The sequence below is a fragment of the Ancylobacter gelatini genome (genome assembly GCF_022601675.1).
Lineage (GTDB): Bacteria > Pseudomonadota > Alphaproteobacteria > Rhizobiales > Xanthobacteraceae > Ancylobacter > Ancylobacter gelatini.
This window is the reverse complement of record NZ_JAKVIL010000001.1, coordinates 266766-285813: the sequence shown is the minus strand read 5'-3', so window position 1 is coordinate 285813 and position 19048 is coordinate 266766. Positions and strand designations below refer to the sequence as shown.

Here is a 19048-nt window from a genome sequence, read left to right as displayed (position 1 = left end):
GCCGTCTCGATGATGAACATGCTCATCGGGCGCCCTTCCGGTCCGCGTCATCCCCGACGCCGGGACGCATGGACGGCGCGCAGCCGCCCAGCCAGCCGGTGATCACGCCGATGGCCAGCGCGCCGATCAGATAGGGCCAGAGCTCCAGCGCCAGAAACCACATGCTCTACCTCACGATCAACTGTATGCCGGCCTGCCCGGGCACGCCGTCGGGCCAGGCCTGCACCGCCACGGTGCCGAGCGTGTCGGTGATGAGCCGCTCCGGCGCAATGCCGGCCTGCGCGAGATAGGTGGTCAGCGTCTTGACCCGCGCCTCGGTCAGCGCGGCGCTGCCGTCGCGCGCGCGCACCGAGATCGAGATCAGCGCGTCCGGACAGTTCGCCGCCGCCGCAGCGACATGATCGAGCAGGCCCCTGCTGGCGGGATCGAGCTGCGCCGTGGCGTCCACGAAGACGATGGCGCCACGCGCCAACAGGTCCGCCACCGCCCTCTCGCAGGAGGCGGTGTCGAGGCTCTCGCGACGTGGCGCGACGTCGAGGCTGACCTCAACCTCGAAACCCGGTGGAAGCACGGCCGTGAGAGTGTCGCGGATCTGGCCGACCGCCGCCGGATAGAGCGCGGTACCGGTCAGGCGCAGCTTGCCGTCGTCGAAGCGCGCTTCGCCGGCATCAAGCCGCGCCAGCTCATACAGGGTTACCCGCACCGCCTCGGTGAAGCCATCGGGCGCGCCCTGCGCCATGGCGGACACGTCGTTCACCGGCCCGCCGAGCAGGAGTGGCTTGGCGGCGACGACCAGTCGCTCATGATCGGCCGATTGCGGAAAAAAGCCTGACAGCGTCAGCCCTTCCTGATCCTTGCGCATGGCGAACACATAGGGCGAAACCACGGGCGGGCGGACGTCGCGCGCCAGCGAGAAGCCGCGCGGCGGCGCCTTTTCAAGGGCGGCCCTGACGGCAGCGTAGGCGGCTGCGTCCTGCGCCTCGCCGGAAATGGACAGGACACTGCCCTTCCCCTGCACCGCGCCGGTGCGCAGCCGGCCGAGCTGGCCGACGCCGAAGACCGTGGCATTGACCCAATCCTCGGGCCCCGGCCCGCCGCCGCCGATGCGCATCTCGTCGCTCACCTGCTCGCCGGGGAAGCTGGCGCGCATCGCGTCGAGCACCAGCCTCTTGGCATCCTCGGACGGTGCGTAGCCGGTGAGCCGCAGCCCGCCCGTGCCCCGCAACACACTCCACACAAAGGGATTTACCCGTGGCGGCTCGACGGCGAACCGGGTCAGCGTATAGCCCTCGGGTACGCCACGGCGCGCGCCGGCCAGCGCGTCATAGTCGGCGAAATCGCGCGCGGAACCTTCAATGACGATGGTGGTTCCGTTCAGCGTCACCTTGCCATCCGGCAGTTTGCCGAGCTGGGCGAGCGCGAAGGACACGGCCTTCAGCCAGCCATCGGTCGGCGGGGCGCCGTCGGCGAGGCGGAGTTGGTCGGAGATCGCCGAACCCGGCACCGCGCCGCGCACCGCATCAAGCAGGGAGCGCCTGGCATCGCCGAGCGGGATATAGCCGGAGAGGCGCACGCCGTCGCCCTCACGCTGCGCCGACCAGACAAAAGGGTCGGCGATCGGCGGCAAAACGGCGAAGCGCGCCAGCTTGGCGTCGGCCGGCAGCTCGCTGCGGACCGTAACCTCGAGCGCGTCATAGGTGACGAAATCCGGCGCCCTGCCCTCGATCGAGAAAGAATCGTCGGAGATGATAATGCGGCCGGCCGGCATCTTGGCGAGTTGCTCCAGACCGAAGATCACCACGCCGGCGAAATCGCCGGCCGGACCGCCGCGCGCGCGGACCAGTTCCCGCTCGCCGGTGACGATCATGCCCGGCGCCAGCTGCTCGGCCGCCTCGGCGATGCGCTTGCGGGCATAGCGTGAGGGCACATAGCCCTCCAGATGCAGCTTCGAGCCGTCGCGAATGGCCGTGAAGGTGAAAGGACGGCGTTCCGGCAGCAGGGTGGTGCGATCTTCCACCTGCCGCACGCCGAACAGCCGACCGAGTTCGGCGCGCACCTTGATCCGCGCCTCCTCGGAGAGCGCCTCGCCCTCCAGCAGCGCGTCCCGTCCCTCGAACCGCGCCCGCGCCCAGGATTCGCCGATATCGACCAGAAGCGTCTCCGAGCGCGCGGCTAGATGATGCTCGACCGGGTCGCGCGCCAGCAGGACCGCCGCCGCGACAAGCAGCGCGAGCGGAGGAAGCCCCTTCCACCAGGAGCGCCAGCGGCACATCGGTACGTTCTCCCGTTTCACGGCCGTTCCGGTCCGGTCGTGACGGTGGGTGAGTTCATCATAGTTCCTCGACATCAGGAAGCCGGTTTATGGGAACGCCGCCCGCCGCGCGTGTGGCCGTCAAACCCATTCGCCCGCGCGCATCACCGGCTCGGCGCGACCCTCCGCGTCGAGGCCGTCGACGTCGATCTGGCCCGAGCCAATCATCCAGTCGATGTGGATGAGGCTGGAATTGGCGCCGCGTGCCGCCAGTTCGTCGGGCGTGAGGCTGGCGCCATTGACGAAGCACTTCGAGTAGGACTGACCGAGCGCGATGTGGCTGGCGGCGTTCTCGTCGTAAAGGGTGTTGTAGAACAGCAGGCCGCTTTTCGAGATCGGCGAGGAATGCGGCACCAGCGCCACCTCGCCGAGCCGGCGCGAACCCTCGTCGGTGTCCAGCACCTTGTTGAGCACGTCGAGGCCGGTCCGTGCCGAGGCTTCCACGATCGCGCCGCCCTCGAAGCGCACCGCGATGTCCTGTATCAGCGTGCCCTGATACGACAGCGGCTTGGTGGAGGCGACATAGCCATCCACCCGCAGCCGATGCGGGGTGGTGAAGACCTCCTCGGTGGGAATATTGGCGTTGCAGATGATGCCGTTCTTCGCCACCGACGCGCCGCCCGCCCATTCATGATCGTCGGCGAGCCCGACCGTGAGGTCGGTGCCCGGCCCGCGGAAGCGCAGCGCGGCATAGCGCTTGGCATTGAGACGGGCGGTCGAGGTCGAGAGCTGTTCGTTATGCTCCTGCCACGCGGCCACCGGATCGGGCGTGTCGACGCGCGAGGCGGCGAAGATCGCGTGCCAGAGCTTGGCGACGGCGATCTCCTCCGGGTCGTCGGGGAACATGGTCCGCGCCCAGGCCGGCGAGGCGTACGAAACGATGGTCCAGTTGATGTCGAAACCCGCGATCAGCGAGAGCGCGGGCATATAGGCACGCGAGCGCGCACGATTGGCCCGGGCGACCTTTTCCGGGTCTTCATTGGCCAGCAGCGACGGATTTTCGCCGGAGATCGCCAGCCGGGCCGCGCCATTCTTGAAGGCATTGGCCATGCCCTCATAGAGCCAGCCGGTGGCGCGGTCGAAGCTGTCATCGGGCGCGCTGCGGAAGCGCATCAGGGCGGCTTCCTCATCATTGAACAGCGTGGTGACGAGGCTCGCGCCCGCCTTATAGGCGTGCTCGGTGATGCGACGCACCAGCGGCAGGGCATCGAGCGAAGCGGTGATCACCAGTTCCTGGCCAGCGCGCAGGCCAAGCCCGACTTCGACCGCCACGCGGCCGAGCCGGTCGAGGCGCTCATCATGAGTGAGAGGCTCGGTGGGGTGGCCAGCGTGCTTGTTCATGCTCGTCTCCGAAAAGTCGCGGCCCACGCCGCGCGGTCGGAGCGCATTCAAGGTGCGTCGGCGGCGAAGCGTCAAGGCCAAGTTGCCGGACGAGGTTATCGCCGCAGAAAAGGGCGAGCCGATGGCCCGCCCTCCTTGTCGATGATCGTGCTGGAAACCCTGCGCTCAGGTCGGCTTGCCGCCTGAGGGCTACTTGCCCTGCCCGCGCTGGTCCTTGATCTGCTGCTTGATGATCGCCGCATCGCCGGGCTGGTACCAAGCCGAGTTGTAGTCGTCGATCGGCCGGTGGTTGCGGTACATCTGCGATTCGACCGGGAACGGGACCTCGACCATCGGCTCGGGCTGGACATAATAGGTGCGGCCCTCATAGGCCGGCGCGGGAGTATAGACCCGCTCCACCTCATACATCGTGCCGACGCTGTAGGCCGGCACAGTGTTGCCGGGGCCGAGCCACACTTCGCCGCGCACATTGGCGGCGCTTTCCTGCTGGGTGCGCACAAAGGCCTGGCGTTCGCTCTTCTCGCGTCCATCCGCATGGGCGTTGGCAACAGCGCCGATGGCGAGAATGCTCAGGGTCGCGGAAGCAAGGATGAGCTTGCGCATATCTTTTCTCCGTCCTGTTCATGTCATGTGGCGGGAAAGACTTCCTCGCCGTTTCGCATGATTAACGAACGGAAAACCATGTTGGTTCCCTGAGAACGGGAGCGAGAACCGCGCCCTTTTCGAGAAAGGTACGAAAAAACCTGCCTCTTTGGTCCGATCTACCAGCCGACCAGATAATTGACCACGAAGCTCGCGCCGAACGCTACGGCGATGGCGATGCCGAAGGCGATGACCACGGAGCGACGTGTCTCGCGCTGGAGCTGGCGGTTGAGCGCGCCATGCGACACGCGGCGGCCGGCCTCGGCGATCGCCTCCTCCGCGCTTGCCCAGACATGGGCGCCATCGGGCACGATCATCAGGTTCTCGGCCTTGCCGAAATCCTCGATCAGGTGGCCGTCAACATCGCGGCCGGGCTCCTCATGGGCCGGAATGCGCGCGGCCAGCGCCCGCGGATCGGCCGACCACAAATAGACCGGCTTGCCGAGCGCCTGCGCATAGCCGATCTCGAACGCCGTGCCGGGATCCATGTGGTGGCCGCGGAACGGCGAGATATTGGCAACCATCGCATCGGCGCGGTGGATCAGCCCGATGCAGCCGCGCCGGATATCGGCGTCGCCGGCATCGAACGGATAAAGCCCCTCAATGCCCGCCGCCTCGCACAACGCCTTAAGCCGCGCGCCCTCCGCCTTCGCGTCGGGCCGAAACACTTCGGGGCCGGCCAGATAGACCTTGTGGGCAGGCATGAGCCAGTTCTCGCGAAACGCGGGGCGCGGCGTCAGTACATCGGCACCAGCGGATCACCCCAGACGCCGAAATCGAACGCCGCCTGCTGGTTCATCATCGCCGTCATTTCCTGTTCGCTCATGATGCGCTGCTGGAACACCATCTGCTGATAGGCGGTGAAGGCATTCTGGCTGCCGTAATAGACGCAGCCGCACGCGACGGGATCGGCATAGAGATAGACCGGCTGCCCGTTCTGGCTCTTCACCACGAACTGGTTGGCCGGCATCGCCTTGAGCGAGGCGACACGGGCAGGCGTGTCGGCAAGGCGCATCTGGAAGCCCGCTGCGGCCAGCAGGTTCTCCTTGCTCTGCTGCTCCTGCTGCGAGGCGGTAACGCATCCGGCGGTCGAGAGGCCGATCAGGGCGAGGACCACGAAGGGGGATGTTTTCACGCGATGCTCTCCTGTCGTCGCGGATGGTGGACGGCCCCTGGGCACGTCACCTGACAACCGGGCCGCTCCATGAACAGGCACCGCGCGAAAGGCGGTGCCGCGTGGCGGCCGGCGGGGTGGTCAAAACGACCGGCGGGAATGGCGACCGCGGCTGGGCTCGAACCAGCGACCTGCCGCTTAGAAGGCGGCTGCTCTATCCAGCTGAGCTACGCGGCCCCGTTCGAGGCGGCAGGTCGAGTGACGCTCAGTGCGTCCACTGCCCGACGCGGCGGAAGCTGAAATTGTCGGAATAGGCGATCTTGCGCCGGGCCGGCTCGCGCGGCTCCTGAACCTGATAGGCGATGCCGTGGCGCTCGGCATAGGCGATCGCTTCTTCCTTGTTCTCGAAGCGCAGGCGCAGCTGGCTCTTCATGTCGCCGGAGCTGGTATAGCCCATCAGCGGCTCAACCTGGCGGGCCTCTTCAGGCTCGTAATCCAGAACCCAGAGCTTGGTCTTCGCGGTGCCGGACTGCATGGCGTTCCGGCTCGGCTTGTAAATGCGTGCAACCATGACCCTCGCTCCCGCCTGCGCGGCCGTCGGCCTGCCACGTCTTCCGGTCCTGACAGGCGATGCATCGGCGCTTGGCTGGTTGCGTGGTCGGGGCAGCAGGATTCGAACCTGCGACCTGAAGTACCCAAAACTTCCGCGCTACCGGGCTGCGCTATGCCCCGCCATTCATAACCGTTTGCCGTGCAACGACCTTCGGCTCCTTGCGAACATATCGACCGCAAAATGGAATGGCACAGAGCGGCGGACAAAGGCAAGGGGTCGGGAGCAAAGTCGCCGACAACATCCCCGGCCGGACGCGGCGTGTCGCGCGCCCGACACTCTCCCGCAGTACACGGCGCCCACCCGCATCCGACGGCCCCTGCCCGACCGAGGCCGGGTCAGCGGCGTGGCGACATAATCGAGGAATCGGCGGCTAACACAGAATTGACTCCGCCAACAAATCAAATATTTTACCAAATAGTGGGATGATGATAATACTTTTAAATTAGAATAAACAAGGCAGCGCGAGCGCGGAACCTCCAACCTCAGTGGAAAAATGTTGCGTAGATTAAAAGTTGCGCTCGTTATACATACACTCCATGAGAAGTCGGATTCCATAGGATTCGACTGCATGATGCAGTACATGCTGCTGCTGAACGATAGCGAACGCCGTTTTGATGTTCGGCTTTTCTGCAAGAACCCTAATCGAACCTTGCCGGACGGGCGAGAAGCGCACGCACTTAAAGAGCTTGCACCCTGGATCGAGGACGCGCCGGACGCGTGCGTGGTCTATCACTGGTGCGATGGCTGGACCGCCTTCGACAATCAGTTCATCCGGCTGAAGGCGCGCCGCATCCTGCGCTGGCACAACAACACGCCGCCGTGGTTTTTCGCGCCCTATTCGATCGCGAGCGCAGGCGACACGATGCGCGGGCTGGTCAGCATGCGCCGGCTGATCGCCGAGACCGATATCGCGATCTGGACCAATTCCGACTACTCCGCCGCCCAGTTGCGGCTGTTCGGGGCGACCGAGGACCGCGTGCATGTGGTGCATCCGGTGTCGCCGCTACTCAGGGCGAGCGATGCCGAGATCGAGGCGATCCGCAGCCGTCTCGGCCGGACGCCGGTGCGCACGCCCGACGATGCCATCCGGCTGCTGTTCGTCGGCCGCTTCGTCCCGCATAAGGGCCATAAGCATCTCGTCGCCACCGCCGCCCATGTCCGCGCCATTTCCGGCCGCCCGGTGGAATTGCACCTTGTCGGCCGACACGACCAGTCCATGCCCGGCTATATCGAGGAGGTCCGGCGGCTGGCCGAGCTTCTCGACGTCACGCTCGTCGACCATAAGGAAGCCTCAGAGGAGCGTCTGAACGAGCTGTACTGCAGCAGCGACGTGTTCGTGTGCCTGTCGGAGCATGAAGGTTTCGGCCTGCCGGTGCTGGAGGCCATGCGCTTCGGGCTCCCGGTCGTGGGCTGGCGCTCGACGGCCGTGGCCGAGCAACTCGCCCGCCATCCCCTGGCCATCGCCCAGCTCGATCACGAAGCGGCGGCGCTGCGCGTGGTCGCCGCGCTCCAGCAGCCGCTGCGCGCCACGACCATCTGGTGGCAGAAGCAGCAGGTGCTGCCGCATTATTCCGACGACGCCCTCGCCCGCCGTCTGTTCCTCGCACTGTCCCATCCCGGGCAAGCCGGGGAAACCGGAGAGGCGGTCCCCGAGATCGCCGCGGATCCGGTGCTTCAGCGCCTGTCCGGTGTCGCGCTGGAGGCCCTCGCCACCGCGCCCCGCCTTGCTCCCGAGATCGCCGCCATCGCCCGCTCCGTGCCGGCCGACGCGCCGGGCCGGCTGGTGACGCTCCACGACCTCGCCTCGTTCGACACATTGCTGCGCGCGGCCGGAAATGGCGGCGGCGACCTCTTCAAGTCGACCTGGCGAAACGGCTTCCCGCAGAAGCGGAGCCTCTTCAGCCGCGCCTACCGCCAGCTGCGCCGGGTCGCGTTCAGCCTCAATCTCGGGCTGGTGCGCGCCATCGAGCAGCTCGGCCGGCACAATGAGACCCGGCTCGGCCGGCTGGCCGACGACGTGGACAGCCTCAAGCAGCAGAATGCGCTGATCCTCGAACATCTCAGGACGCTGACGGCGGAGCGCGCCGGCACGGGCGGCCCGAACGAGGCCGGGCGGGCCGGCGCACGGGTGCTCACTCCGCTGCCGCGCCGCCAGAACATGGCGCCGCACGCCGGGGCCGCGCATGGAACGCCGCCGGACACCCAGAGTTCGCTCAGCGCCTGAGCGGGCTCACTTCTCGGGAAACATCCGGTGACGCACCCGGTCCCCGACCGCGATGCCCCTGGCCTTGGCGGTGCCCGCCGGCAGTTCCAGCACCGCGCGCACCGGGGCGCCGGATTCGATGGTGCGAGTGGATAGCGGCTCGGTATTGGCCGCGATGCTGGCGATACGCCCATCCGAGCGGATGAACAGCATGTCCAGCGGAATATAGGTGTTCTTCATCCACATATAGACTGGCTGGTCATAATCGAAGTCGAACAGCATCCCGGCATCCGGCGCCAGTTCGCTGCGGTACATCAGCCCCTTGGCCCGCTCCGCCGCGCTCTGGGCGATTTCGACCTGAAAGGTCACCGGACCGCTTTTGGTGTCGATCGCCAATGGCTCGAAGGTCGCCGCGCGCGCCCCCGTCGCCGCCAGCGCCATCAGAATGGCCAGCAGCAAGGCCGCCACCATCTGCGGCAGGAATGGCGGGATGAGGTGGAGGGAAGCGGTGCGAATGCCGGGCTGCGGGTAACGGATCTGCATCATCTTGCCTGTGCGCCGACGGCGCTTTGCCTTTGAACGAAACGGCCCGGTGAACGAAGCCGGCCAGTCGGCCGGCGCCCCCATGCCGCAACCGCTGCGCGGGGCCGTTCCTTCCGCGCGCCATGTTGGAGCATGATCCGGCCCGGTCAGTCGTTCACGTCTTGCGGGGCAGACGGCCGTCGGGTGGCGGGTGCCCGACTGTCAATGCCGATGACGGCGTCAATGCGACACGCACATCAATGCGACGACGGCGCCGCCGAGCCTTCCGGCCGCACCTCGGCGGCCATCAGCCCCTTGGGGCCCGGCCCGAAGCGCACGAACACGATCTGGCCGGGCCGCAACTCGGTGAGGCCGTGACGGCGCAGCGTCTCCATGTGCACGAAGATATCCTCCGTGCCCTCCCCGCGCGACAGAAAGCCAAAGCCGCGCAGGCGGTTGAACCATTTCACGAAGGCCCGCTCGAAACCGCCGGTGGGCTGCACCTCGACATGGGTGCGCGCCTGCGGGAGCTGGGAATGGTGGAGCGCGGTGGATTCGTCCATTGAAAGCACGCGCAGCGCCTGGAAGCCACGCTCGCGCGCCACCACCTCGCACACCACGCGCGCGCCTTCCTGCGCCGTGGTGAAGCCGCCGCGCCGCAGGCAGGTGACATGCAGCAGCACGTCGCTGCCGCCATTGTCCGGCACCACGAAGCCATAACCCTTGGAGACGTCGAACCACTTGATGGTGCCGGCAATGTGCACGGGGGAGCCGTCCACGCCAGTGGCGGCATCGTCCAGATCGTCACCCGTCGATCCCAGATCGACACGCCCTGATCGCGGCAGTGAACCGTCGGACACCATCAGCCAGCCACCCCCGACACGCTCCGCCCTGGCGCGAGCCGGCGAAGCTGTTTGATTCTGGATCGCCCGAGCATAGCACCCGATCCCGACACGAAAATACCCAAATTGATTCGAGGCGCGGGTTCAGAACGGCTCCAGCCTTTTCCTTGTGGCTTTTGCGATACTTGCCGGTCGCCATCCGCCACCCTACCCGAGTACCGCAAACGGTTCCGCCGGCCGATCGGGGCCGCATCCAGAGCTTCACCGAGCGGATCTGGCTGGCGATATCAGACCGGCAGCCACCACCGCGGCGGGAAAAACGCCGACGGCGAGCGCGGCATGGGAGGCGCGCTGGAGAGGACAGCGCGATAATCGCCGCAAAGCCTATCCGCGCTCGCTGATCAATGCGGTCGACGTCGACCAGCGCGTCGTGCGCATCCACGGATCAAGGTCGGTGCTGGAAGGTGCCGCACTCGCCAGCCGAAGCACCCGGCCGGGTGTTCGCGGTTTTGTACGGAAGTGGCGCGCCCTAGGGGAGTCGAACCCCTCTCTCCACCGTGAAAGGGTGGCGTCCTAACCGATAGACGAAGGGCGCGCAGGCGAGGCCCTTATAGGGGCGACGGCCGGTTCACACAAGCCGTCTCCGACAGGTTCATCCACAGGCTTGCGAACCCGCGCCGGCGCGGGGGCAAAGCGCCGTGGAGCCCCGCTTTCCCGCGCTACGGCGTCATGCCTCGCGCGGTGCCCTCACCATTTTCCGGTGTTCGGCATCGACGCCCACGGCTCCTGGGCTGGCAGCGAGCCGTCCCGCTGCAAAAGTTCGATCGAGATGTTGTCGGGCGAGCGCACGAAGGCCATATGCCCGTCGCGCGGCGGGCGGTTGATGGTGATGCCGGCATCCATCAGCTTCTGGCAGGTCGCGTAGATATCGTCGACGCGAAAGGCCAGATGACCGAAATTGCGGCCCTCGCCATAGGTCTCGGGGTCCCAGTTATAGGTCAGTTCCAGTTCGGCAATGCCTTCCTGCCCCGGCGCGGCGAGGAAGATCAGCGTGAAACGGCCCTGCGGCGACTCGCGCCGGCGCACTTCCACGAGGCCGAGCTTGTCGCAGTAGAAATCCAGCGAGGCATCGATATCGGTGATGCGGACCATGGTGTGAAGATATTTCATGTGTTCCTCAAAACGTTCGCCTCGAATGGACCTGTCCGGCCAGCCGGCTGTTGCGAAAGCGGGTGCAGCATATGATCCAGAACGACGACATCAAGGCCGCAGCCGTTGAACTTGCCGACATCGTCGGCGGCATGAGGAACGGCGTCGCCTTTACCGGGGCGGGCCTTTCCACCGAAAGCGGCATCCCGGATTTCCGTTCGCCCGGCGGGCTCTGGACCCGCAACCGCCCGATCGACTTCGACGCCTTCCTGCGCAGCCACGAGATGCGCAGCGAGGCGTGGCGCCGTCGTTTCGAGATGGAGGCGGCCTTCGGCGGCGCGCGGCCGACACGCGGGCATCGGGCACTGGCGCGCCTGCTGCAGGAGGGACGCCTCGCCGGCATCGTCACCCAGAACATTGACGGGCTGCATCAGGCCTCCGGCGTGCCGGACGACAGGCTGGTCGAACTCCATGGCAACAGCACCTATGCCACCTGCCTCGGCTGCGATACGCGCTTCGAACTGGACTGGGTGCGCGAGCGATTCCAAGCGGCGGGCGGGACCGCTCCAGACTGCCCCCATTGCGACGGCCCGATCAAGACCGCGACCATATCCTTCGGCCAGCCCATGCCGGGGCTGGCGATGGCCCGCGCGCGGGAGCTGACGCGCGCCTGCGACGTGTTCCTCGCCATCGGCTCCTCGCTGGTGGTCTACCCGGCGGCCGGCTTCCCGGTCGCGGCCAAGCGCGGCGGCGCGACGCTGGTGATCATCAACCGCGAGGCGACCGAACTCGACGACATCGCGGATCTGGTGATCCACGCCGAGATCGGCGACGTCTTCGACGCGCTCGCCGAACAGCTCGGCCCGCTGCCGTGACGTGCGCTCAGGCCTCGCGCTCAGGCCTCCCGCGACAGATCGCCGACAAAGCGCCAGACCAGCACGAGACTGCGCGCGGCGATCCAGCCGATGATCAGGTTGGCCACTGCGAACATCGGCAGCGCCATGATTGCGAGCGGCGCGCCGGCGCCCTTCTCGACCAGGCGCAGTGCGGCGAGCGGCAAGGCGGAAACACCGAAGGTGTAGGCCCACGCGCCCGGCCCGAAGGGTTGCTGGCGCAGCCACGGCACCAGCCGGATCATCACCAGCGCCAGGAAGCAGCCATAGCCGAAAAGCGCCAGCGCCACCGGGCTCGCCGGTCCCGGATCGAGCATGAGATAGGCGACGCAGGCCACCGCCGGCGGCGCCAGATGCACCCCCATCGTCGCGCGCAGATCCACCGGCAGCGCGTGGTTGAACAGCCGGCTGAGCAGCACCGATTCCATGCTCATCCACGAAATCAGCCCGAGGCCGAAATACATCCAGCCGAGCGTGGTCTGGCCGAACCAGGCGCAGGCGAGCGCGGCCACCAGCCCGCCGCCCACCGTCGGCATGTAGAGAATGGCCGTGGTGTGGGCGACATCACGGCCCCCCTGCCATAGCCCGCCAATGCTCCACGCCGCGAACACCACCACACCCGCCACGCCCGCCGCGAACATGACCCAGCCGAGCAGCGGCACATGCGGACCGATCGCCATGCTCGCGATCAGCGTGGTCACCGGGATCAGCGCCGCCAGCAGGGCCTGAACCGGGTGGCGCAGATCCGCGCGCGCCTCCTGCGGGTAGCGCAGCCATTTGCCGGCATAGAGCACGCACCAGAGCGCCCAGAGCCCGAAGGCGAGCAAGGCCAGCCCCTCGCCGATCTCCACGGGCACGCCCCAGAGCCGGGAGGCGACGCGCCAGCCATTGGCGAGGCCGCCAATGCCGAGCACGCTGCCGAAGAACATGGGCCGCATGGTGAGAAGGACGGATGTCACAAGGCGCCTCGGTATTATCGCCGGGCAATGCCGGCCCTGCGCTGTATCGGCAGGGGCGTGGCGGCCGTCAACTCGCCATCCGGCGGAGTGCGGCGATTCGCCGACCTCCAGCCGCGCGCGCAGGCGCCCGGAGCGAGACGTGACGCCGATCGAGCATCAACACAATCACGACAAGAAGGCCGGCGATGACCGCCATCAGCCCGGCATGCGTGCTGCCGGCCCCCTGTCGCGCTCCTGCTGAAATTCCTTCAAGAATGAAGGCGGATGATGCCGCTAGGGAATATTGAGGTCGACTGCCGTTCCCGCCCGATGCCGCGCGATCGCAACCATGCCGTGCACTCGAAAATCCACGGGCGGCTTTACGTAACGGAGGCATTTCGCCTAAAGCAACGCTCCGCCCCGTGGGCGGCAAGAGCGCAGCCGAGAACGGCCGCAAAGACACGACGAGGAACGCGACCCATGGCCGAACGCCTGACCCTGCCGGAGATGCGCGCCACCGCCGCGCACATGAATCGCCTTCCCTATACCGACGCCGACATCGCCGCCATCACGCGTGCCACACCCGCCGTGGCATCGAAGCTGTCGCCCAAATACGACCCGAGCGAGGGGATGCTCTACCTCGTCTCCAACCAGCTTCACATGGAGTTCGTCGTGGTGAAGTCGCTGCGCAAGCGCACGCTGTTCGGCGCCCGCCGGCCGAACTACACGGTGATGATGGGCTTCGAGCATGGCGAAGTCTGGGAACAGGGGCCGACCGTCGCCACCGCCCGCGCCGTGGCCTACATGTTCACCCGCATGGTGCAGGCCGACCAGTGGATGGACGAGGAATACGGCCGCAAGAAATGATTGCGCGGGCGTGAGCCGGCGCGTTCAGATCGGCGGATGCGGGATCGAGGCCAGCAGCTCGCGCGTATAGGCGGCCTTCGGCGCCGCCATCACCTGTTCGGTGCCGCCCTCCTCCACGATGGCGCCCGCGCGCATCACGATCACCCGATCGCACAGCATGCGCACCACTTCGAGGTCGTGGCTGACGAAGATATAGCTCATGCCCAGCTTGGTCTTGAGGTCCTGCAAGAGGTTCAGAACCACCGCCTGCACCGAGACGTCGAGCGCGGCGGTCGGCTCGTCGAGCACCACGAGATCGGGATTGAGCGCGATGGCGCGGGCGATGCCGACGCGCGCCTTCTGCCCGCCCGAGAGCTGATGCGGGAAGCGGTCGAGAAACTCCGGGGGCAGGCCGACATGGCCCGCCAGCTCCTCCACCCGCGCACGCAGCGCCGCGCTGCCCATCGCCGTCCCCATGCGCATCAGCGGATCCGCGATCGAGCGCGCCGCGGTGAAGCGCGGGTTGAGGCTGTCGGTCGGGTCCTGGAACACCATCTGGATGCGCAGGCGGAATGCCGAGCGCGCGAACTGCTTCGCGGGAATGGCCGAGAGGTCGGTGCCATCGAACATGATCCGCCCCGAGGTCGGGTCGATCAGGCGCATCAGCATCATCGAGGTGGTGGACTTGCCGCAGCCGGATTCGCCGACGAGGCCGAGGCTTTCACCCCGCGCCACCTCGAAGCTGATGCCGTCCACCGCGCGGAACGGATCTGCGCTCGCGCCGCGAAAACCGAGCGCCTGCGCCAGCCCGCCGCCGGTGAGCTGGCGCGGATATTCCTTCACCAGCGCCTCGACCTTGAGAAGCGGCCCCTGCCCCGGCGCGGCCGCGGGCTCGGACGGCGCGTCCATGGCGGCAGCGACGTCCTCCGGCAGCAGGTCGCGAAGTGTCACGCCGCCGCGCGGGGTCGCGCGCATCAGCTTGCGCGTATAGGGATGCTGGGGAGCGCGGAAGATCTCGCTGGCATTGGCGGTTTCCACCACCTTGCCCTTCTCCATCACCATCACCCGGTCGCAATAGGCCGCCGCGAGGCCGAGGTCATGGGTGATCAGGATGGTCGACATGTTGCGCTCGCGCGTCAGTTCGACCACGAGGTCCATCACCGCCTTCTGGGTCGTGACGTCGAGCCCGGTGGTGGGCTCGTCGGCGATCAGCAGTTGCGGCCGGCAGGCCAGCGCCAGCGCGATCACGATGCGCTGGCACATGCCGCCGGAAAGCTCGAACGGATAGGCATGATAGCGCTCTTCCGGCCGGGCGATGCGCACCGCTTTGAGCGCCTCGATCGCCTTCTCCTTCGCATCCGAAGGCTGGGCCTGCACATGCTCGATCAGCACGTCCTCGATCTGCTTGCCGACCTTGCGGATCGGGTTCAGCGCCGCGCGCGGGTTCTGGAAGATCATCGACATCTCCCGGCCGCGAAGCGCCCTCACCTCGCTTTCGGAGGCGCCCACCAGATCGACCCCGCCGAACCGGATCGCGCCTTCCGCGATGCGGCCGGCGCGGTCGAGGATGCGCATCACCGTGTAGGAGGTGACCGATTTTCCCGAGCCGGATTCACCGACGATGCCCAGCGTCTCGCCCTTGGCGAGGCGGATGTTGACCTTCTCCACCGCCCGCACCACGCCCCGGCGGGTGGCGAACTCCACGGAGAGGTCGCGGACATCGAGCAGCGGCGGCTGGACGTGGTTCGGCGGCACGTTGTGAACGTTCATGACGGCCCCCTCAGGTGCGGCGCTGCGGGTCGACGAGATCGCGCAGACCATCGCCGAGCAGATTGAAGCAGAACACGGCCAGCATCAGCGTCACGCCGGGGAAGAAGGCGATCCACCATTCGCCGGAGACGATGAACGAGGCGCCTTCCGCGACCATGATCCCCCATTCGGGGGTAGGCGGGCGCACGCCCAGGCCGATGAAGGACAGACCGGCGGCGTTGAGGATGGCGTAGCCCATGGTCAGCGAGACCTGCACCATCATCAGCGGCAGGATGTTCGGCGCGATCTGGGTGAGCAGGATGCGCATTTCCGAATTGCCGGTCAGCCGGGCCGCCTGCACGAAGCCAGCCTCGCGGCGAATATTGGCCTCGGCGCGGGCGACGCGGACATAGAGCGGGAAATTGATGATCGCGGTGGCGATGACGATGTTGGTCACCGTGTTGCCCAGCGCCGCCACGATGCCCATGGCCAGCACGAAGAGGGGAAACGCCATGATGGTGTCGGAGACGCGCCCGACGATGCGGTCGGTCCAGCCGCCGAAATAGCCCGAGGCGATGCCCGCGAAGCCGCCGGCGATGAACACCAGCGCGACCGAGGCGATCGCGATCACCATGTCCAGCCGCGTCGCCACCACCACGCGCGAGAAGATGTCGCGCCCGAGCTGGTCGGTGCCGAACCAGTGCGCGGCGGAGGGCGGCTGGAGCGCGTTCACCGTGTCGCTCGCCAGCGGGTCGTAGGGCACGATCCACGGACCAAGCACCGCCGCGATCACCAGCAGCGCGAACAGGCCGAAGGCGATGCCGGTCACCGGGTTCTCGGCGACGATGTGGCGGGCGTGGGACAGCAGCCCGTCGCGGGGGGCTGAGGCGGGAGAGGCGGAGACCATGGTCATGCTTCAATCCTCACGCGCGGGTCGATGAGCCCGTAGACGATGTCGATGAGCAGGTTCAGCAGCACGTAAAGAATGGCCATGGCGAGCACGAAGCCCTGCACCGGCGCGTAGTCCGAAGTGATCAGCGCCTCAATGGCGTAGGAGCCGATCCCTGGCCAGGCGAACACCTTCTCCACGAGCACATTCGCACCCAGCAGGAAGGAGAACACCATGCCGAGCGTGGTCACGACCGGCAGCAGCGCGTTGCGGAACGCATAGCCCAGCACGACCTTGCGCGGTTTCAGCCCCGAGGCCCGCGCGGTGCGCACGAAATCCGAGGCCAGCACGGCAAGCATGGAGGCGCGGGTCATGCGCGCGATCGGCGCCAGCGAGAAGATGGCGAGCGTCACCGCCGGCAGCCAGATCTGCGACCAGGAGGCGCGGAACACCTCGATATCGCCGGCGAGCAGGCTGTCGACGAGGTAGAAGCCGGTGATCGTTTCCGGCGGCGAATAGAAGAAGTCCAGCCGCCCCAGCGGCGCCGGAGCCCAGCCGAGCTTGAAATAGAACACATAGACCAGCAGCAGCCCGGTGAAGAACACCGGGAGCGACACGCCCGCCGTCGCCACCAGCCGGCACAGATGGTCGATCCACGATCCCTGCCGCACGGCGGCGAGGATGCCGAGCGGCACCGCGACCAGCACCGAGAGCAGCAGCCCCAGCAATGTCAGCTCGGCCGAGGCCGGCAGGCGGGCGCGGATGTCGTCGAGCACCGGCTGGCCGGTGGTGAGCGAGTTGCCGAGATTGCCGGTGGCGAGGTCCTTCACATAGGCGAGGAACTGCACGGGCAGCGGCTGGTCGAGGCCGAGCTTGGCGCGGATTTCCGAGATCGCCTGTTCGCTGGCGGCCGGGCCGGCGAAATAGGCGGCGGTATCGCCCGGCAGCACGCGGGTGAGCAGGAAGGTGACGATGACGACGCCGATGATGCTCGGTATCGCCGTCGCCATGCGCTTGATGATCTGCTTGAGCAACGCGGCCTCCATGGAACGGAACGGCGGGCGAAAATCAGGCTTGAGAGGGGCCGGCGGGAGGAGCGAACGGGCGCCTTGCGATCAGGCGCCGCTCGGGGGTCGGACGCCCAGCGGGGACGCCTGGCGCCCGACCCCCTTGCCGCCCCCCAATCGCGTTCCCGGACGCGCGTGGCGATCCGGGGCGCTGGCGACCCTCTGCGCGCGGCGCTCAGCCCTTCTTCAGCGTGCGGTAGTCGAGCTGGCGGTGGAACCAGTACTGATAGCCGGTGATCGGCTTCTGCATCGCGACGCTCAGATAGGGCTGGTAGAGCGGCACGCGCGGCACCTCGGCGAAGGCGAGATCGATAAAGCCGGTCACGTCCTTGGTGTAGGCGGGCCAGTCGCCGGCGGCAGCACTCGCGCGGGCGCCGTCGATCAGCTTGTCCATCTCCGGGTTCTTGTAGCTCATCGTGTTGAACACGGCGTTCTGGCCGTGATAGCACCAGAAGAAGAAGTATTCGGGATAGTCGAGCCAGCCCGAGAAGAAGTTGGCGATCAGCGGCAGCTCCTTCTTGGTCAGCTCGCCGCGCCAGTTCGCGCCGGGAATCTTGTTCAGCGTTGCCTTGATGCCGATCTGGGCCAGACTTTCCTGAACCAGCGTGCACAGCGGCTCGTTGATCCCTGCCGAACCGAGGTCGAAGGACAGCGTGGTCTCGAAGCCTTCCGGGTAGCCGGCCTTGGCAAGCAGTTCCTTGGCCTTGGCGATGTCGGTGTTGTAACCGTGCGGCTGCGGCCAGACCGGCTCGCTCACCGTGTTGGAGGCGGCGCCGAACATGGGCTTGGCCATGCCGAACATCACCGCGTCCATGATCTTCTGATACGGGATGGCATAGGCCACCGCCTGACGCACTTCGAGCTTGTCGAAGGGCGGCTTGGTGACGTTCATGCCGATATACTGGATGCCGTTCGAGATCGGGTTCGACACCACCTTCACCTTGCCGCCGGCCTCCAGCTCCTTGAAGTCCTTGGACGGCAGGTCGAAGGAGATGTCGGCGTCGCCGCGCTCGATCAGCGCCCGGCGGTTGCCGGCCGAAGGAACCATGCGCCATACCACGCGCTTGAGCGCGGGCAGCGGACCGCAGACCCACGCATCGTTGCGCTCGAACACCACCTCGGTGCCCGGCTGCCAGCGCGTGACCTTGTAGGCGCCGGAGCCGGCGGTGTTCTGCTTGGTGTATTCGAGGCCCCAGGGGTCCTGCTCGGTCGCCTTGGACTTCACCAGCTTGGAATTATAGACGCCCGGCACGATCACCGCGAGGTCCGGCATGGTCAGCCGGTCGGGGCGGATGAAGTCGATGCGGATGGTGTGGTCGTCGACCACGACGAACTGCTCGGGCTTCTCCAGCGAGCCCGCCTTCATCTGGAAGGTCGGGAAGCCGCCCACCGTCACCGCGCGGTCGAGCGACCATTTCACGTCGTGCGCGGTTACCGGGGCGCCGTCGTGGAACTTGGCGTCCTTGCGCAGCGTGAAGGTCACGGAATCCTTGGTGAGATCCCAGCTCTCGGCGAGTTCCGGCACCAGCTTGTCGCGATCATAGCTCACCGAGCCGTCCGGCAGCGTCTTGGTGCCGTAGCTCATCAGCCGGTCGTAGCAGTTCCACGACACCTCGTAGCCGGGGCGGTTGGTGCCGACGCCGTGGATGTCCAGATTGTTCGGCCCGCCCTCACTCACCAGCAGCAGCGTCTCCTGACGCGCCGACTGGGCCTGAGCCAGGCTCCACAGCGCGGGTGCGGCGAGGCCACCAGCCGAAGCCAGGGTAACGGCGGAGGTGGACTTCAGGAATTCGCGACGATTCATGTTCCCCAGTGCTCCCGTCAGGCCGGCGGATCATCGTGCCGCAAGCCGGTGATGCATTCTTGATGGGGATTGTGCATGCAACTTTGCATTTTTGTGTGCTGAAATAGAATTCACCGCCGCTCATA

18 protein-coding genes and 3 tRNA genes are annotated in these 19048 nt (G+C 66.9%); 3 read left to right on the top strand and 18 right to left on the bottom strand.

Going from position 1 to position 19048, the window contains the following annotated elements; translation table 11 throughout:
• Positions 1–22: 22 nt before the first annotated feature.
• The 9 genes from MKI84_RS01420 to MKI84_RS01380 all read right to left on the bottom strand — a co-directional run bounded on the left by MKI84_RS01420 (position 23) and on the right by MKI84_RS01380 (position 6140).
• Positions 23–163, bottom strand: coding sequence for a hypothetical protein (locus MKI84_RS01420; RefSeq protein ID WP_241616184.1), 141 nt, complete (start codon positions 161–163; stop codon positions 23–25).
• A gap of 3 nt (positions 164–166) precedes the next feature.
• Positions 167–2293, bottom strand: coding sequence for an OmpA family protein (locus MKI84_RS01415; protein WP_241616183.1), 2127 nt, complete (start codon positions 2291–2293; stop codon positions 167–169).
• A gap of 99 nt (positions 2294–2392) precedes the next feature.
• Complete coding sequence (locus tag MKI84_RS01410; protein WP_241616182.1) at positions 2393–3652, bottom strand: aminopeptidase; 1260 nt, start codon at positions 3650–3652, stop codon at positions 2393–2395.
• A gap of 189 nt (positions 3653–3841) precedes the next feature.
• Positions 3842–4255, bottom strand: a complete 414-nt coding sequence (locus tag MKI84_RS01405) for a hypothetical protein (RefSeq protein WP_241616181.1) — start codon at positions 4253–4255, stop codon at positions 3842–3844.
• A 158-nt stretch (positions 4256–4413) separates the two neighbouring features.
• A complete protein-coding gene (locus MKI84_RS01400; RefSeq protein ID WP_241616180.1) occupies positions 4414–4998 on the bottom strand; it encodes a nucleoside 2-deoxyribosyltransferase in 585 nt (194 codons plus the stop codon).
• A gap of 32 nt (positions 4999–5030) precedes the next feature.
• The gene (locus MKI84_RS01395; protein WP_241616179.1) at positions 5031–5429 is read right to left on the bottom strand and encodes a hypothetical protein; all 399 of its coding nucleotides are present in this window, start codon (positions 5427–5429) and stop codon (positions 5031–5033) included.
• 139 nt (positions 5430–5568) lie between these two features.
• A tRNA-Arg gene (locus MKI84_RS01390) sits at positions 5569–5645 on the bottom strand.
• A gap of 28 nt (positions 5646–5673) precedes the next feature.
• Positions 5674–5979 (bottom strand): ETC complex I subunit, encoded by a 306-nt coding sequence (locus MKI84_RS01385; protein ID WP_241616178.1) that lies wholly within the window; start codon positions 5977–5979, stop codon positions 5674–5676.
• Between the two features lie 84 nt (positions 5980–6063).
• Positions 6064–6140, bottom strand: a tRNA-Pro gene (locus MKI84_RS01380).
• Between the two features lie 449 nt (positions 6141–6589).
• On the opposite strand from MKI84_RS01380, the gene MKI84_RS01375 reads away from it, so the two are divergent.
• On the top strand, positions 6590–8245 hold the full coding sequence (locus MKI84_RS01375; protein WP_241616177.1) for a glycosyltransferase family 4 protein: 1656 nt from the start codon (positions 6590–6592) through the stop codon (positions 8243–8245).
• 6 nt (positions 8246–8251) lie between these two features.
• Here the strand turns inward: MKI84_RS01375 and MKI84_RS01370 are convergent, their stop codons facing one another.
• The 4 genes from MKI84_RS01370 to MKI84_RS01355 form a co-directional block, all read right to left on the bottom strand.
• A complete protein-coding gene (locus MKI84_RS01370) occupies positions 8252–8770 on the bottom strand; it encodes a DUF192 domain-containing protein (protein ID WP_425353778.1) in 519 nt (172 codons plus the stop codon).
• Between the two features lie 233 nt (positions 8771–9003).
• Positions 9004–9609, bottom strand: coding sequence for a cold-shock protein (locus tag MKI84_RS01365; RefSeq protein ID WP_241616176.1), 606 nt, complete (start codon positions 9607–9609; stop codon positions 9004–9006).
• Positions 9610–10108: 499 nt separating this feature from the next.
• Positions 10109–10183, bottom strand: a tRNA-Glu gene (locus tag MKI84_RS01360).
• Positions 10184–10335: 152 nt separating this feature from the next.
• Positions 10336–10758, bottom strand: a complete 423-nt coding sequence (locus MKI84_RS01355) for a VOC family protein (RefSeq protein WP_241616175.1) — start codon at positions 10756–10758, stop codon at positions 10336–10338.
• A 71-nt stretch (positions 10759–10829) separates the two neighbouring features.
• On the opposite strand from MKI84_RS01355, the gene MKI84_RS01350 reads away from it, so the two are divergent.
• Positions 10830–11612, top strand: a complete 783-nt coding sequence (locus MKI84_RS01350) for an SIR2 family NAD-dependent protein deacylase (protein WP_241616174.1) — start codon at positions 10830–10832, stop codon at positions 11610–11612.
• Between the two features lie 20 nt (positions 11613–11632).
• On the opposite strand, the gene MKI84_RS01345 is transcribed toward MKI84_RS01350, so the two are convergent.
• The gene (locus MKI84_RS01345; protein WP_483415922.1) at positions 11633–12589 is read right to left on the bottom strand and encodes an SLAC1 family transporter; all 957 of its coding nucleotides are present in this window, start codon (positions 12587–12589) and stop codon (positions 11633–11635) included.
• Positions 12590–13048: 459 nt separating this feature from the next.
• Here MKI84_RS01345 and MKI84_RS01340 point away from each other — a divergent pair, with 459 nt between their 5' ends.
• On the top strand, positions 13049–13435 hold the full coding sequence (locus MKI84_RS01340; protein ID WP_241616173.1) for a hypothetical protein: 387 nt from the start codon (positions 13049–13051) through the stop codon (positions 13433–13435).
• A 24-nt stretch (positions 13436–13459) separates the two neighbouring features.
• Here the strand turns inward: MKI84_RS01340 and MKI84_RS01335 are convergent, their stop codons facing one another.
• The 4 genes from MKI84_RS01335 to MKI84_RS01320 form a co-directional block, all read right to left on the bottom strand.
• Entirely contained in the window at positions 13460–15184 is a 1725-nt protein-coding gene (locus tag MKI84_RS01335; protein ID WP_241616172.1) for a dipeptide ABC transporter ATP-binding protein, read from the bottom strand.
• A 10-nt stretch (positions 15185–15194) separates the two neighbouring features.
• Positions 15195–16076: an ABC transporter permease gene (locus MKI84_RS01330; protein ID WP_241616171.1), complete on the bottom strand. Its 882-nt coding sequence runs from the start codon at positions 16074–16076 to the stop codon at positions 15195–15197.
• The gene (locus tag MKI84_RS01325; protein ID WP_241616170.1) at positions 16073–17086 is read right to left on the bottom strand and encodes an ABC transporter permease; all 1014 of its coding nucleotides are present in this window, start codon (positions 17084–17086) and stop codon (positions 16073–16075) included. Before MKI84_RS01325 ends, MKI84_RS01330 begins: the two co-directional genes overlap by 4 nt.
• 208 nt (positions 17087–17294) lie before the next feature.
• Entirely contained in the window at positions 17295–18923 is a 1629-nt protein-coding gene (locus MKI84_RS01320; RefSeq protein WP_241616169.1) for an ABC transporter substrate-binding protein, read from the bottom strand.
• Positions 18924–19048 lie beyond the last annotated feature (125 nt).